The sequence below is a fragment of the Acidobacteriota bacterium genome, assembly GCA_003696075.1.
Lineage (GTDB): Bacteria > Acidobacteriota > Polarisedimenticolia > J045 > J045 > J045.
In genome coordinates this window covers 1-15,755 of the sequence record RFHH01000157.1, presented here as the reverse complement: position 1 = coordinate 15,755, position 15,755 = coordinate 1, and the positions used below count along the sequence as shown (strand labels likewise).

At 72.6% G+C, this 15,755-nt stretch carries 13 protein-coding genes; 11 read left to right on the top strand and 2 right to left on the bottom strand.

Annotated features, from left to right (window positions below):
- Positions 1-63 precede the first annotated feature (63 nt).
- The 6 genes from D6718_10535 (at position 64) to D6718_10510 (ending at position 8,275) form a co-directional block, all read left to right on the top strand.
- Positions 64-1,884, top strand: coding sequence for a DUF4126 family protein (locus tag D6718_10535; GenBank protein RMG44199.1), 1,821 nt, complete (start codon positions 64-66; stop codon positions 1,882-1,884).
- 66 nt (positions 1,885-1,950) lie between these two features.
- Complete coding sequence (locus D6718_10530) at positions 1,951-3,372, top strand: hypothetical protein (protein ID RMG44198.1); 1,422 nt, start codon at positions 1,951-1,953, stop codon at positions 3,370-3,372.
- Positions 3,373-3,397: 25 nt separating this feature from the next.
- Positions 3,398-4,237: a carbon-nitrogen hydrolase family protein gene (locus D6718_10525; GenBank protein ID RMG44197.1), complete on the top strand. Its 840-nt coding sequence runs from the start codon at positions 3,398-3,400 to the stop codon at positions 4,235-4,237.
- A complete protein-coding gene (locus D6718_10520; protein ID RMG44196.1) occupies positions 4,230-4,931 on the top strand; it encodes an HAD family hydrolase in 702 nt (233 codons plus the stop codon). The genes D6718_10525 and D6718_10520 overlap by 8 nt, the downstream gene beginning before the upstream one ends.
- A 151-nt stretch (positions 4,932-5,082) precedes the next feature.
- Positions 5,083-6,228 carry a glycosyltransferase family 9 protein gene (locus tag D6718_10515; protein RMG44195.1) on the top strand — a complete coding sequence of 382 codons (1,146 nt, stop codon included), beginning with the start codon at positions 5,083-5,085 and terminating at the stop codon, positions 6,226-6,228.
- A 94-nt stretch (positions 6,229-6,322) separates the two neighbouring features.
- Positions 6,323-8,275: a hypothetical protein gene (locus tag D6718_10510; protein ID RMG44194.1), complete on the top strand. Its 1,953-nt coding sequence runs from the start codon at positions 6,323-6,325 to the stop codon at positions 8,273-8,275.
- Here the strand turns inward: D6718_10510 and D6718_10505 are convergent.
- The gene (locus D6718_10505; protein ID RMG44193.1) at positions 8,265-10,979 is read right to left on the bottom strand and encodes a PAS domain S-box protein; all 2,715 of its coding nucleotides are present in this window, start codon (positions 10,977-10,979) and stop codon (positions 8,265-8,267) included. The two genes, D6718_10510 and D6718_10505, sit on opposite strands and share 11 nt — an antisense overlap.
- 52 nt (positions 10,980-11,031) lie before the next feature.
- Positions 11,032-11,562 carry a hypothetical protein gene (locus tag D6718_10500; GenBank protein ID RMG44192.1) on the bottom strand — a complete coding sequence of 177 codons (531 nt, stop codon included), beginning with the start codon at positions 11,560-11,562 and terminating at the stop codon, positions 11,032-11,034.
- Positions 11,563-11,933: 371 nt separating this feature from the next.
- On the opposite strand from D6718_10500, the gene D6718_10495 reads away from it, so the two are divergent.
- The 5 genes from D6718_10495 to D6718_10475 all read left to right on the top strand — a co-directional run.
- Positions 11,934-12,368, top strand: coding sequence for a (deoxy)nucleoside triphosphate pyrophosphohydrolase (locus tag D6718_10495; GenBank protein RMG44200.1), 435 nt, complete (start codon positions 11,934-11,936; stop codon positions 12,366-12,368).
- A complete protein-coding gene (locus D6718_10490; GenBank protein ID RMG44191.1) occupies positions 12,365-13,390 on the top strand; it encodes a sigma-70 family RNA polymerase sigma factor in 1,026 nt (341 codons plus the stop codon). Before D6718_10495 ends, D6718_10490 begins: the two co-directional genes overlap by 4 nt.
- A gap of 46 nt (positions 13,391-13,436) precedes the next feature.
- Positions 13,437-14,102, top strand: coding sequence for an NADH-quinone oxidoreductase subunit B (locus D6718_10485; protein ID RMG44190.1), 666 nt, complete (start codon positions 13,437-13,439; stop codon positions 14,100-14,102).
- A complete protein-coding gene (locus tag D6718_10480) occupies positions 14,099-15,265 on the top strand; it encodes a hypothetical protein (GenBank protein RMG44189.1) in 1,167 nt (388 codons plus the stop codon). Before D6718_10485 ends, D6718_10480 begins: the two co-directional genes overlap by 4 nt.
- A gap of 64 nt (positions 15,266-15,329) precedes the next feature.
- The coding region (locus tag D6718_10475) for an SDR family oxidoreductase (GenBank protein RMG44188.1) at positions 15,330-15,755 on the top strand (426 nt) is incomplete at its 3' end.

Here is a 15,755-nt window from a genome sequence, read left to right as displayed (position 1 = left end):
CCGGTAGTCCGCCACGGCCCGGGCGAGGCGCTCCGCGAGCTGCGAGGCCAGCGTCTCGCGCCGGTGGAGGGACTCCCGCTCGGCGGCTGCCAGCTCGTCGACGCGCGCCCGGCGCCGCGCGCCGTCGTAAAGGCTCCACTCGACGTAGACGCCCGCATCCCACGAGGAGAAGTCGCCGTCGGTGAGGTTCCGGGGATCGATCGTCGAGATGCCGAGCGAGCCGGCGAAACGAAGAGAGGGACGCGCCTCGGCCCGGGTCAGCCGCTGCTGGAGCTGCAGCACCTGGCGCTGCACGTCGAGCGCCCGGAGATCGGGGCGGCGGGCGAGAAGCGCGAGCAGTTCGCCGACCGGCGGCAGAGGGTCGAGCCGGGCCGACTCGAGCAGGCCCGGCGCCACGTCGATCGGGGCCATGGGCGGCCGCCCCAGCGCCGCATTGAGCGTCACGCGAGCGGCCGACCTCGCCTCCTCGGCGGCGATTTCCCGGGGGCGGAGCCCGGCGAGACCCGCCCGCGCCTGGAGCCACTGGAGGCGGGTCCCCTTGCCGACGTCGAGCAGGTCGCGCGCCTGCTGGAGCTGCCGCTCCCGAGAGGCCCGCTCGGCACGCAGGACCTCCAACCGGGCGTCGGCCATCGCCACGTCGTAGCAGGCCACGAGCGCCGCCCGCGCCACCTCCAGCTCGACCGCGCGCCGCTCGAGCTCCTGGCGGGTCAGGTCGCGGTCGAGCGCCGCCAGCCCGGCGGCAATCCTCCCGCCGCCGTACAGGGTCTGCTCGAGCTTCAGCGCGTAGTCGTAGCCGGTGACCGGGATCGGGCGCAGGAAGGAAGGATCGAAGCCGGGGGCGTCCGCCAGATCCTCGAAGTTCGGGCTGTTGAGCAACCCCGGGTCGCGCCGCCTCACGGCGGAGGCCTCGGCGCGGATCCGGGGGAACGCCTCGGCGAGCGCCTGGCGCCTCCGCGCTCGGGTCTGCGCTTCCCGGGCGCGCACCTCGGCCAGGCGCGGGTGGGAGCGCAAGGCGATCTCGACCGCCCGGGCGGGGTCGACCACGAGCGTCTCCGTGCCGGAGGGCGCTGTCTCGGCGCGCGCGGGCGCAGCCGCCGCCATCACCAGGCCGGCGGCGCACACGATGGAAGACCTGGGTGCCATGGGCCTCGGGGAAAAGACCGGGACGATAGCACGGGGACCCGGGAGCCGCGACGTCCGGGCGATTGCGCCCGGCACCGGAATCGGCGATCCTCTGAGCCGAACGGGAACGGGGTGTGCATCGTGAACGATGGCGGATGGCTCGCGCTGGCTGTGCAGGTCACGGCGGGAGTGTGCCTGGCCGCCTGCTGCGGGCTCCGCGCCTTCCTTCCCCCGTTCGTCCTGGGGATCGCCGTCCGGTTCGGCCTCGCGGAGGCCTTGCTCGGCCGGCCGCTGTCCCTGGGTGACGGCTTCGAGTGGCTCGCCGGTACGCCGGCGCTCGTCATCTTCGGAACGGCGGTCGCCGCGGAGTTCCTCGCCGACAAGATCCCTGCGGTGGATCACTTTCTCGACGTCGTCCAGACGTTCGTGCGGCCGCTCGCCGGCGCGCTGGTCGTGGCCGCGTCGATGAAGGGCGTCGATCCGCTCGCCGCCACCGTCGTCGGCCTGCTGGCGGGGGGATCGGCCGCCCTGGGGGTGCACGCCGCGAAGGCGAACCTCCGCCTGGCGTCGAACCTCGGCACCGGCGGGCTCGCGGCGCCGGTGCTCTCGCTCGCCGAGGATGCGCTCGCCCTGCTCGGCAGCGCGCTCGCCGTCACCGCGGCCGTGGCCGCGGCCGCCGGCCTTCTTCTCGCCGCTGTCGCCGCCGTCGCGGTCGGCCGCGGACTGCTCCGCCGTCGGGCCCGGGTCTCGGGTCCGCCCTGATCCGCAGCCGTCCGACTCCTCCGGCGGCGGAGGTGCCCGCGCGGCAGGCGGGGTATCTTTCGCCGCATGGAACGCGGATCGCTCCTCGTCGCTCTCGTCGCCGCGGCCGCGGTCTGGGCGCCCGCTGAGGCCGGGCCGTTGGGGCTGCCGGTGGAGGCGCCCCTTGAGGCGGGTGCCGTCTGGCTGGAGCTCCACTCGGGCCGGGTTCGCATCACCGTGTCGCGGGAAGCCGCACCCACCCTCCGGATCTTGGACCTGGCGCACGGCGAGGACTCGGACGGATTCGTGCTGGTCGAAGAGCGCGAAAAGTGGCTCGAGATCACCCAGCCGCACGGCGACGAGCGCACCGCGCCGCCTCTGGACGTCGACCTGACCGTCCGGCCCGGGACCGAAGTCCTCCTGAAGGGCGGAGGGATCACCGTGACCGTGGAGGGCGGGGCGGCCGCGGCCGACAAGGGAGCGGAGGCGGGCGACCGCGGGGATCACGAGGATTTCACCGTCGAACTCGATCGTTCCCGAGTCCTGCTGCGGGACGTGACGAGCGCCGGCGTCGAGGGACGGGACAGCGACGTGCAGGTGGAGGGAGGGGCCGGCCGGCTCCGCCTCGCGCAGGTCGGGGGCTCCACCACCGTCGAGGACCGGCGCGGGCGGATCGAGATCGCCGGTGAGGACCCGGCCTACCGCCTCGTCCGCTTCGAAGGGTACGTCGAAGGACGGATGGAAGGCGGTTCGCTGACCGTCGAAGACAGCGTCGCCACGCTGCAGCTCGCGGGCAACGACGCGCAGTTCCTGCTCGACGGCTGGCGGGGCACCGGATCGATCCGGGGACGCTACGACGAGGTGGAACTGGTCCGTTCGGGCGGCGACGGGGAGCGACTCACCCTGGACGGCGAGGACTTCGACGTCCGCGCGGAGGAGTTCGACGGCGAGCTGACCGCGGTTCTCCGCTCGGGGAACTTCGTCGCGCAGGGCCTTCGCGGCCGCGTGTCGCTCCGGCTCTCGGAGGGCGCCGCCGCCGAGATCCGAGGAGCGAAGGGTGGGCTCCGGGCCGACCTCTCCGGCGGCGCGCGGCTGGTCGCCGAGGAGGTCGAGCCGGCGATCGAGCTGGACGCGAAGAACAGCCGGGTCGATCTGGCATCGGTCCGCAGCGTGCGCGCGACGTTGCACCGCTCCGAGCTCTCCGCGGACGAGATCGAGGGAAGGGTGCAGATCACCGCCACCGCGTCCGATCTCGACCTGGACCTCACCGAATCGCGCACGACCTCCGAGATCCAACTGCGCGGGACGTCCCGCGCGACGGTCGACCTGCGCCAGCCGTGCGTCGTCAACCCCGAGGGCGGCCGGGAAGCGCGGAACCGGGTCGACGTGTCGGGCTGCGCCATCGGCGGTTCGCGCCGCCCGGCCGGGAGGCGGGCCTCGGGGGCGCCGTCGGTGCTCCGGCTCTCGGTGGGACCGGGAGCCCAGGCCAGCGTCTACGGGATGCCGTAGGGCGCCGGCCCAGGAGGATGCCTCGATGGAGTCGGTGACCGCGGCGGCGGTGCAGATGAACTCCGGGCCGGACCGGTCGCGCAATCTCGAGCGCGCCGGACAGCTGGTTCGCCGGGCGGCCGCGGAAGGCGCGCAGTTCGTGGCCCTTCCCGAGAACTTCGCCGTCATGGCCCGGGAGGGGGTCGCCATTCCCGGAACCGAGCCGATCGACGGGCCGATCGTCCGGTGGGGCCGGGACCTGGCGGCTGAACTCGGGATCGACCTGCTCCTCGGCTCGATTCCGGAAACGGGGTCCCGTCCGGGTATGCGGCGGAACAGCTCCGTGCTGATCGACCGGCGTGGAGCCGTGGCCGGCGTCTACCGGAAGATCCATCTCTTCGACGTCGAGCTGGACGGCCGGCGGCTCGAGGAGTCCTCGGCGGTGGAGCCGGGGGACGAGACGGTCTGCGCCGAACTCGAATGGGGGCGGGTCGGCCTGTCGATCTGCTACGACCTCCGCTTCCCGGAGCTGTATCGGCGCCTGCGCCGTGACGGAGCGGAGGTGCTCGCCGTCCCCGCGGCGTTCACCTCCACCACCGGTCCCGATCACTGGCACCTTCTTCTCCGCGCGCGCGCGGTGGAGAACCAGGCGTTCGTCGTCGCCCCCGCACAGTGGGGCACGCATGGCCCCGGGAGATCCTCCTACGGACACGCCCTGATCGTCGGCCCGTGGGGAGAGGTGCTGGCGGACGCCGGCGGGGAGGGAGACGGCCTCGCCCTGGCCCGGCTCGAAGCTTCCCGCATCGGCGAAGCTCACGCGCGCATCCCCTGCCTCGAGCACGCCCGCGACTGGCTGCTGGCCGGAAGAGCGCGCCGCGATGGCTGACGATCGGGGGCCGTTCGCCGGTCGCGACGTCGCCCTGCTCGATGCGGGAGGGACGCTCCTCACGCTGGACACGGACCGGGTGCGCGCGGCGCTCGGGGAGGCCGGCGGGCGGCCCACCGATGCGGAGCTTCTGTCCGCGGAAGCGGAGGCGCGCCGGTGGGCGGGCGAGGCGGTGCGCAGGACTTCCGACTGGCGCGCGATCTGGGACGGCTACTTCACCCGGATGCTCGAGGGGGCGGGCGTCCCAGCGGAGCGGATTCCCGCCGCGATCGACAGGCTCTGGCGGGCCAACGGCGTCACCGGGCTTTGGCGCCGGGCGATGCCGGGGGCCCGGCAGGCCCTCGAACGGCTCCGGGCGGCGGGCTACCGTCTCGCGGTCGTGAGCAATGCCGAGGGGCGCGTCGCCGAGGACCTCGCCGCCGCCGGCCTCGCCGACCTGCTCGAGACGGTCGTCGACTCGCACCTCGTCGGGGTCGCGAAGCCGGACGCCCGGATCTTCGAAATCGCACTCGAGCGGCTCGGCGTCGCGCCGAGCCGGGCCTTCTACGTCGGAGACGTGCCCGCGTTCGACGTGGAGGGGGCGAAGGCCGCGGGGCTCCCGGTCGTCCTGGTCGACGCCGCCGGGCTCTACCCGGACGTCGGCGTCCCGAGGATCAAGGGGATCGGGGAGCTTCCCGATCTCCTCGGCCTGTGAGAGGCGCTTCGTCCGCGGCGCGTTCTCGGCGGCGGGAGGTGGGACGGGACAGGCGGCTCCCGGGCCCTTCCGGCGCGGCGGCGCGGCAACGGAAAAGCGCCTCGGAGGCGGCCGGGTTCCGGAGACCGTCATACGAGATAGACTTCCGGCCATGTCCCTGAGGGTGGATGTCCTCAAGGCGATCGACGCTCTCGTCGGCCCGGCGCTGTGCGCTCTTCTGGCCCGGCGCGCCGCGCGTCTCGACCGCCGGCCCGCCGCCGACCCTCCGCGCCGGATCCTGGTGATCCGGCCCGGAGGCATCGGCGACGCCGTGCTGTTCATTCCGATGCTTCGGGCCCTCAGGCGGCGGTGGCCGCAGGCGCGCCTCGAACTCCTGGTGGAGGCGAGGAACGCGGGCGTCGTCGCCGGAACCGACCTCGCGGACGAGGTGCTCCGTTACGACCGCCCGCTGGCCGGCCTGCGCCGCGTGCTGTCGCGCTCCTACGACCTCGTGATCGACACCGAGCAGTACCATCGGCTGTCCGCTGTCGTCGCCTGCTTGACGGGGGCTCCGCGGCGCATCGGATTCGCGACGAACATCCGGCGCCGGCTTCTCACCACCGGCGTTCCGTACGACCAGGAACTGTACGAGGTCTACTCCTTTCTCGAGCTGGCGGAGCGCGCCACCGGCGAGCCGGCACCTTTCGATCCCGACAGCCCGTTTCTCGTTCCCGATGCGGCGTCGGCGCGGTTCGCGGAGGAGCGGCTCCGCCCCCTGGCGGACCTCCCGCGGGTGGCGATTCATCCCGGCGCCTCGATCCCCGAGCGGCGCTGGCCCCCGGAGCGCTACGGGGAGGTGGCGCGCATGCTGGCGGAACGCGGCATCGGCATCGTGATCCTCGGCGGGCCGAAGGACGGTCCCGCGGCTGCGGTGATCGCGCGGGCGGTGAGCGATCGGCCGCACATCAACCTCTCCGGCCAGTGCACCCTCCCTCAGGCGGCCGCGGTGGTCGCCCGGGTGGCGGTCTACCTGAGCGCCGACTCCGGTGTCCTCCACCTCGCCTACGCGGTCGGCACCCCGACCGTGCATCTGTTCGGTCCCGGGGTGTCGTCGAAGTGGGGCCCCCCGGGCAGCCGCTTCCGGATCATCGAAAGCGGCGTCCCCTGCTCGCCGTGCACCCGGTTCGGCTTCACACCCCCGTGTTGCCAGGGACTCCGCTGCATGCTCGACATCACCCCGCAACGGGTCTTCACCGCCGTGATGGAGCAGCTCGAAACGGAGGGCGCGATCGCGGGGGCAGCGGGGGCCGACGGGTGAGAGAGGCTCCACGCGCATGGCGGGGGGCGGTGCTAACCTCTCCGCCGGACGGAGATCCCATTTCCGCCGCGGCGCGGGGGAGGACCTTCACCTCATGAGACGCGTCTTCGTCGCCGCCGGATGCGCACTCGTCGCTCTTTTCTCGCTCGCGCTGTATCGCGGCGCTGTCGACAACGAGTTCATCTGGGACGATCCGATCATCTTCGAAAGGCAGCTCCCGTACTTCGACAGCCTCTCGAACGTCTTCCACCCCCCGAAGAGCATCCCGCAGTTCGGCGTTCACTACTACCGCCCGCTCACGGTGATGAGCTTCCAGCTCGACGAGTGGATCTCCGGCAAGTTCTGGCCCAGGAACGAGCGCGCCGAGGCGCGCCGGCTCGTCTATCACACTTCGGTCGTCGTCGAGCACGCGCTGATGTCGGCGCTGGTGTTGCTGGCCGGGCTCGCGCTGGCGCGCCGCGCCGGACTCAGGGGGTCTCCCGCCGCGGTCGCGGGAGGTGCAGCCGCGCTCCTCTTCGCGGCGCATCCGATCCACGTGGAGGTCGTCGCGTGGATGGCGGGCCGCGCCGACGCGCTGTGCGGGATCTTCTTTCTCGGAGCCGTCCTCGCCTTCATCGAAGCGCGCGAAGCGACGGGCATGCGGCGCATCCTGCTGGTCGGCGCGACCGCGGTGTTCTCTCTGGCGGCGATGCTCGCCAAGGAGACCGGCGTGGCGGTGTTGCTGGCGATCGCGCTGGTGGAGTTCCTCTTGCCGGCCGCCCCCGCCCCGGAGACACCCGCCGCCGACCGCGCGGAGCGCCGGAGGCGCGAGCGGGAGGCCCGCAAGGCGGGCCGCCCACAGCTGATACTCACCCCGCCGCGCTGGCCGGTGTGGATCGCCCTGGCGGCGGTGACAGGGATCTACTTCGCGCTGCGCCGGGCGGCGCTCGGGACGTTCGGCAGCCCGGCGCCTGGCTCGGGGATCCCGTTCGAGCGGGCCGCGTTCGGGTCGCTCGGCTGGTACATCCGGAAGGCGTTCTGGCCGCCGCCCCAGTCGGCCTTCGTGCCGGAAGTCCCGGGGGGGGCGACCGCCTTGCTCGGGGCGGCCGCGTTCCTTCTCTTCGCGGCCGCGGTCTCGATCGTTTGGCTCCTCCGGCTCTCGCGGAGCGAGCCGCCCGTTTGGGCGCCCGAAGTCGTGGCGACTGGAATCTTCTTCGCCGGGATCGCGCCGCCCCTGGCGATCGCGCTGCGGCGGATCTCGGAAACGCCGCTGGCCGAGCGCTACCTGTACCTCCCCAGCGCCGGTTTGTGCCTTGCCGCCGGCCTTCTCCTCGGCCGGCTGTCGCAGCGGCTCGAGCGGGCCGGGAACCTCCCGGCGCTGGCGCTGCCGGCGGCGGTCGTGGCCGCGCTGCTCCTGCCGTCGGCGCGGCAGACGGTGCGCCGGGCGGAGGTCTGGCAGAACAACCTCGCCTTCTGGACCGACGCGGTGCGCAAGGCGCCCGACGAGGGCCTTCCTCATCTTCACCTGGGGATCGAGTACAACGACCGGGGCGAAAAGGAGAAGGCGATCGAGGAGTACCGCAAGGCCTTCGAGAGATACGACGATGCCGAGGGCCGGTCGAAGGCCCTGAACAACTGGGGGTCGGCCCTGCTCGGCCTCGGGCGTTACCAGGAAGCGATCGAGAAATTCCGGTTGGCCCTGCGCGAGGTCGCCCGCTACCCGACCCCCCACTACAACTGGGGCATCGCCGCCGAGGGCCTCGCCCGCGCCGCGCGCGACCCCGCGGAAAGGAGGCGCCTGCTGGCGGAGGCCCGGCTGCACTACCAGAAGGCCCTGGAGATCAACCCCCGCTACACGAAGGCCCATGTCCAGTATGGGGCACTGCTGGCCCAGCTGGGCGATTTCGCGGGTTCGCGCCGGCACTTGAAGCGGGCCATTCAGCTCGCGCCCGCGTCGCGCTCGGCGGAGCGGGCCCGGCGCATGCTCGAGCGGCTGGACAAGATCGAGGCCGAGCGGCGCTCCGCCGGCCCCCGCCGCCCACCGAGCGCGAAGCCGCTCAATCGGTGACGCGGCTCTCCAGCGCCCGGCGCACGGCGGCGGCGAGCTCGGCCCGGAGCACCGGCTTTTTGACCACCTCCCGGATTCCGGCGGCGCGGGCATCGTCCGCCGTGAGCCGCTCGCCGTAGCCGGTGAGCAGGACGATGGGGAGGTCCGGCCGGATCCCGAGCAGCTCGCGAGCGAGGGCGATCCCGCTCATCGACGGCATCGTCTGGTCCGTGATCACCAGATCGAAACGGTCCCGGGCGCGGCGGAACGTCTCGAGCGCCTCCGGCCCGTCGGACGCCGGCACGACCTCGTGGCCCTGGCGCTCGAGCATCTTGCGCACCACGCGGGCGACATCCTCCTGATCTTCCACATAGAGGATCGTCCGGCGTTTCCGGGAGCGCTGCTCCGCCGCCGGCCGCTCCGCTGCCCTCTCCGACTCCTCGGCCGCCAGCGCCGGCAGGTAGACCGAGAAGCACGCTCCCCGGCCGGGTTCCGAGACCACGTCGATGGCGCCGCCATGGCCGGTGACGATGCCGTGGACGACGGAAAGACCGAGTCCGCTGCCGTTCTCCTTGGTGGTGAAGAAGGGTTCGAACAGCCGTTCGCGGTCCTTGGCGGTGATGCCCGGACCGTTGTCGGCGACCTGAAGGCAGACGTGCGGAACCGGCTGAAGTTCGGGGTGCGCCGCCGCGAGGCGTTCCGGCACCCCGGTCCGGAAAAGGCGGACCGTGACCACGCCGCCGCTTCCCCCGAGGGCTTCCACGGCGTTCGTGCAGAGGTTCATCACCACCTGGTGGAGCTGCGTCGGGTCGGCGTAGACGGGGTCACACGAGGCGTCGATCTCCTCGACCAGCCGGACGCCGGGAGGGAGGGTCGCCTTGAGCAGGTCCAGAGCCTCACGGACGATCAGGTGAGGCACCACCCTCTTCCTCGCCTGCTCCGCTCGCCGGCTGAAGAGCAGGATCTGGCCGACGAGCTCCTTGGCCCGGAGAGCGGCTTTCCAGATCTGCTTCACCTCGCGGTGAGCGTCGCTCCCCTCCGGGAGGTCGGCGAGCAGCATGTCGGCGCAGCCGAGGATCGGCCCGAGGATGTTGTTGAAGTCGTGGGCGATCCCGCCCGCCAGGCGGCCGATCGTCTCCAGCTTCTGGGCCTGCCTGAGCTGAGCCTCGAGGCGCTCGCGCTCCGTGCGGTCGCGCGCGAACGCACAGACGAAGCGCCGCCCGCGGAACTCGAGCATGTTCTCGACGAGGGTGACCGGAACGCGCCGGCCGTCCCGCGCGATGTAGAAGGTCTCCCTTTCGATCGCGCGCCGTTGCGTCAGCCGCGCCCACTCGGCGCTCCAGTCGGCCAGGCCCGCGTCGATCGCCTCGATGCTCCGGCCGCACAGGTCCCGCCGCTCGTAACCGAGGAGCGCGCAGGCCGCCCGGTTGGCATCCTCCACGCGCCCGTCCGCGCCCAGCCAGAGGATTCCGTCCACCGCGTTCTCGATGGCGAACCAGGACTTGAGGAGGTTCTCCTCGGCGCGCTTCCGGGAGGTGATGTCGGTCATGCTGATCAGCGCGATCTTGTTCGGCGATCCCGGAGGGGGGAACGTGAGCGATATCAGGACGTTGATCGGCCGCCCGTGAAGCGTTTTCACCACCGCCTCGGCGCTGAAGCCCGGCTCGCCGCGGGCGAGGGCGATGACCTCGCGCCGGAACACCTCGAACGACTCGGGTACGAACGTCTTGTCGATCGACTCCAACAGGTCCCGCTTGCTCCTGGCCTCGAACAGCTCCACCGTGCGCTGATTGACGTCGAGCACCTTGATCTTGCGCGCCGCCTCGCGCAGCGCCTCCGGGTGCTGCTCGAAGTACCGCTCGAGATCCTCGACTCCTTGCAGGCGCAGGAGATCGAGCATGTCCGCCAGCTCGGAGAAATCCTCCTCCCAGATGGAGACCGGTGCCGACTCGAACAGGTGCCGGTAGCGGATCTCGCTGGAACGCAGCGCCGCCTGCACCCGCCGCTGAGGCGTGACGTCGCGGAGCAGGCAGTGCGTCCGGACCGGCCGTCCGTCCGAGTCGTATTCGACCCGGCCGTCCAGCTCGACGGTGAGCCGCTCCCCGTCGCGGCGCACGAGTTCGAACAGGACGCCGCTGGCGACGCCGGTCCGCTTGAAGTTCTCGAAATACTCCTGCTTGCCGGGAAGCGTCTCCGGATCGAGGAACTCGGGGAACCGGCGTCCCACCACCTCTTCCCGGGGGAAACCGAGCAGGTCGAGCCAGGCGTCGTTGACCGCGAGGATCCTGGCCTCGGGGTCGAGCGACTGGTAGGGGACCGGGGATGTCTCGTAGAGGACGCGGTACCGCTCGTCGGCCCGCTGCAGTTCCCGCTGAAGGCCGCCCAGCCGCGCCAACCACCGCACCCCGCCGGCGAGCAGCTCCGGAGGCTCCTCCGGGATGACCGGGAGGTCGCGTGCCTCCGGAGGCAGCGGTTCCACCGGCATCCCCGCGAGAGCCACCGGTACGTCGCGGGGGGCGTTCCGGACGACCGCCGACAGCAGCTCGGGAGCCCCGGCAGCGACCCCAGCCCCCACCAGGACCGCGGCCGGTTCCGAATCCCGCACCGCGGCGAGCGCTGGCGGCCCGGGAGCGGCGCGCACGGGATCGAAGCCGGCCTCCTCGAGCGCCCGGGCGGCGGCTTCCATCGCTCCTTCCGCGATGAGGACAACCCGGTTCCGGAGCATCCCTTCCGCCTCCGCGACCGCCCGATCAGGATAACGGCTTTCGCAGGCCGGTTCAGTCCGCCAGCACCGGGTGGCCCACCTGGAACCGCTCCAGCCGGTGCCCGGTGGCGGCGGTGAGCAACTCGCGGGCCCGGTTCGCCACCCACGCTCGCCGGACCGGCGCGCTCCAGTACGCCCGGCCGCCGGCGCGCACCACGTAGCGCACCGTGCCGCGCGGGCCGCCGAAGGCGCGCTCCTGCGCGGCGTACTCGGTGATCGCGGTGATCGCGTCTCGATCCAGGCGGACGTCGGGGAGCCACCCGAGCCGTTCGAGCACCAGCGTGCGTCCCCCGTCCTCCCAGTGCGCGCCCCAGAACACCCGCGCGCGCTCGATCATCGTCCCGGTGGCTGCCGCCAGCGCGAGGAGAACCACCGCCGTGTGCCCCGCGATCGCGGCCGCGCGCCGGGGCCCGGCGTGCCTTCGCGACGCGCCGGCCGCGAGGAGTGCTCCCACCAGCGCGCACACGAGCAGCACCGCGGGGGCGAAGTAAGGGTCACGGGCGAAGGTCAGCGCGATCGGAAGGCCGAAGGAAGAGGGAGTCATGGCGGTTGGGGTTCCCCGACGCGAAGAGCGAGGTGCCCGAAAGGTACGGGGACGCGGCCCGCCGGTCCACCGGATTGGGTGCCGTCAGGGCCGGCAGGACGGTGGCGGACGGTTCCGGACAGGGGCCGCCGGCCGTCGGAGCGGAGGTGCACCCTCGCCGGCGCGCGCCGGGGTCGTGGCGGCGAGGCCGGAGGTGGCCGGCGCCCCGGGGCCGCGCCGAAGCCTGGCCCGGCGCGCAAGCGAACGATTCGCAACGGCTTGCAGCCGAAGATCGCCCCGGGGCCGCCGCCCTCCGCCGTTTGCCGGCCGCGTCCCCCGCCGATACCATCCCCGCCGGGACCGCGATCGATCCCGACGCGGGGAGCGCGGGCGTGGCGGAGCGACGGACGGCCGGGAAGGAAGCGACGCCTCGCCAGCGCGTGGTCGCCGCCGTGATCGGCCGCGACGGCCGGTACCTCCTCACGCTCCGCCCCGACGGGTCCCACATGGCGTCCTACTGGGAATTTCCGGGCGGCAAGCTCGAACCCGGGGAGCGGCCCGGAGAGGCGCTCCGCAGGGAACTTCGCGAGGAGATCGGCGTGGACGTCGAGCCGGGAGAGGAACTCTGGCGCACCGAGCATCGGTACCCGGATCGGCGGGTGGAGCTGCTGTTCCTCCGCGCCCGCATCGTCCGCGGCGTCCCGCGGCCGCTCGAGGTCGCGGCCCTCGGCTGGTTCCGCCCCGAGCAGATGCCGGAGCTGCCGTTGCTGCCGGCCGACCTGCCGCTCGCCGAGCGCCTGCGCGGGGCCGCGGAGGGCGAGCGATGACGCGGCGAGGGGAGGCGAACGACCCGAAGCCGGAGCGTCTTCCGCTCGATCCTCGCGGCGAGTTTCCGGCCGAGGAGCCGGACCTGGTGCCGGAGGAGGATCTCGAGGAGGAAGGACGCGGCGATGCCGAGACAGCGGCGCTCGTCCCCCTGCGCGAGCGGCCGCTGCCGTCGGCGATCGATCCCCTCGCCCGGTACATCCAGGAAGTCAGGAAGTTCCCGCCGCTCGACCCGGAGGAGGAGCGCGAGCTGGCGCGGCGCTATCGCGAGACGGGCGATCCCGAGCTGGCCAAGCGTCTCATCACGGCGAACCTCCGCCTGGTGGTGAAACTCGCCCTGATGTACCGCCGGGCGCTCCGGTCCGTGATGGATCTCATCCAGGAGGGAAACATCGGCCTGCTCGAGGCGCTCAAGCGGTACGACCCCGATCTCGGGGTTCGCTTCTCCACCTACGCCTCGTGGTGGATCAAGGCTTACATCCTCAAGTACCTGCTCGACAACGCCCGGCTGGTCCGCGTGGGGACGACGAACGCCCGGAGGAAGCTGCTCTACAACCTCCGGCGGGAGCAGAGAAAGCTGGAATCCCAGGGGATCGCGCCCACCACCAAGCTGCTGGCGGCGCGTTTCGGCGTCTCCGAAGAGGATGTCGAGGATGTCGATCGGGCGCTGTCGGCGCAGGACGTCTCGGTCGATGTGCCGGTCGGGGAGGACCAGCGGACACGCCTGGGCGACCTGCTTCCGGCAGAAGGGCCGAGCGCCTTCGACCAGGTGGCCGCAGCCGAGGTCAAGGAACGGATCGACGCGGCGCTGGAGGAGTTCCGGGCGGGCCTCGGGGAGCGCGACCGGGCGCTGCTCGACCGGCGGCTGGCCGCGGACGAACCGGCCACCCTCCAGCAGCTCGGGGAGGAGTTCGGGGTGACGCGGGAGGCGATGAGGCAGGCGGAGGTCAAGCTCAAGCGGCGTCTCGCGACCTTCCTCAGGGACCGGTTCGGGGAGGAGGTGCGGCTCCATTTCCTCCAATGAGAACCGTTTGACACCTCGGCGGCCCCCCACTACGATCGTGCGCCCCATGGACCGCCCCAAGGCCTACGTCAACCCGCACGTGATCCGCTCGCTCGAGGAGAGCGTCTTCACGACGCGCCTCGGCGCCGCCATCGACTGGGGGCGGAAGAACTCCCTGTGGCCTTTCCCCATGGGTCTCGCCTGCTGCGCCATCGAGATGATGGCGGTCGTCGGCTCGCGCTTCGACATCGCACGGTTCGGCGCGGAGGCCCTCCGATTCTCGCCGCGCCAGGCCGACCTGATGCTGATTTCCGGGACCGTCAGCAAGAAGATGGCCCCGGCGCTCAAGAAGCTCTACGACCAGATGCCCGAGCCGAAGTGGGCCATCACCGTGGGCGCCTGCGCTTCCTCGGGCGGGATGATGAACTCGTACTCCACCGTGCAGGGGGTGGACGAGATCATCCCCGTCGATCTCTACATCTCGGGCTGCCCGCCGCGGCCGGAGGCGATCCTCGACGCGCTGATCCTGCTGCAGAAGAGAATCCAGGCCGGCGTTCCCTCGGCCCTCGACCGGTGGAAGAAGGCTCTCGCCGAGGGTGGCGCCCCGCCCGTCCGGGTCGCCCCGCCCGGCCTGACGGCGCAAAATCCCGTCACGTACGCGAGCCCGATCTACCCCCGGCCGACCCTGCCGTCGCGGCCAGACTTGGCCGCCAAGAGATTCCGGCGGTATTGAGCGGGGCGGCGGCCCGAGCCTTCCCGGAGCCGGAGCGTGAGATCAGGCGGCGCATCGCCGCCGCCGGGTCGATTCCGTTCGCCGAGTTCATGGAGCTCGCCCTGTACCGCGCGGGCGCCGGTTACTACGCGCGGGAAGGCGCGCGAACGGGCCTGAGGAGCGGCGACTTCGCCACCTCTCCCGACGTCTCGCCCGACTTCGGCCGCCGCCTCGCGGTCCAGGCGGCGGAGGTGGCCGAGCGGCTGGGAGGAGGCCCGTGGGATCTGGTCGAGTGCGGCGCGGGCCGTGGTCTTCTCGCTGCCGACCTCGCCGACGGCCTGTTCGGAGAAGCTCCGCAGGCCGCCCGGTCGCTCCGCCGGGTCTGGCTCGTCGAACCCGGCGGGGCACATCCGGAGCGCACCCTCGAGGAACGCCACCCGGAACTCGACGTGCGGCGCGTGCGGCGTCTGGAGGAGATCCCCCGGCGGAGCATCCGCGGTTTCGTCGTGGCCAACGAGCTGCTCGACGCGATGCCCGTGCATCTGCTCCAGCGCTGGGGCGGCACCTTGCGGGAAGGGCACGTCACCGAGGGGCGCTCGGGCCGGTTGATTTTCGTGCGCCGCCCTGCGCCCTCCGGGCTGGTCCGCCTCGCGCGCCGCTACCGCCTGTGCCGGCGGGAGGGCTGGAGGGCCGAAGTCTCGACCGCGATGGAGGACTGGCTCGGCGAGATCGACCGGATCCTCGAGCGCGGCGTGGTCGCGGTCATCGACTACGGGTTGGAGGCCTCCAGGCTCGCGGACGAGGCGCACGCGCGGGGCACGCTCGTCGCCTACCGGGGTCACCGCATCGTGCTCGACGTGCTCGCCGAGCCCGGCCGGCAGGACATCACCGCCCACGTGAACTGGACCCACCTGGAAGACGCGGCCCGGGAGCGGGATCTCGTTCCCGCGGGCCGGACGACGCAGGACCGCGCGCTGCTGGCGCTCGGGATCGCCGAGGATCTGCTGGCCAGACCGGGGGACTCCCCCGCGGTCACGGCCCGCCGGCTCGCCGCCCGAGCCCTGATTCTTCCGGGCCCCGGGGGCGGCAAGCGCTTTCAGGTCCAGCTGCTCGCGCGGGGGCTGTCCGGTCCCTTCCGCGCGTTGGGGGATCCCTTCGCCGGCCTGGCGCGGCCGGGCCGGTGAGCGGCGCTCCGCCGCACGCCCGGGCGCCGATCCGGGCTAACATGGACCCGGTTCGGAGGAAGAGATGGGACTGCTGGACGGGAAGTGCGGACTGGTCTTCGGCGTGGCGAACCATCGCTCGTACGCCTGGCACATCGCGCGAGCCCTGCTCGCGGAGGGGGCGCGTTGCGCCTTCTCGACCCTTCCGGACGAGCGGATGGCGGAACGCACCCGGGACGCCGTCGCGCGGCTGGGCGTCGAGGAGCCGTGGATCGTTCCGTGCGACGCCGCGCGCGACGAGGACCTGGACCGGATCTTCGACGAATACGGCCGGAGCTTCGACCGGCTCGATTTCATCGTCCATTCGATCGCCTTCGCGGACCGCGAGTGGCTGGCGCCGGACCGCTTCGCGGCGACCCCCCGCGGCGCCTTCCAGCAAGCCCTCGACATCTCGGCCTACAGCCTCGTGGCGATGGCCCGCCGCGGGCGTGACCGGATGGCGGCCGGCGGG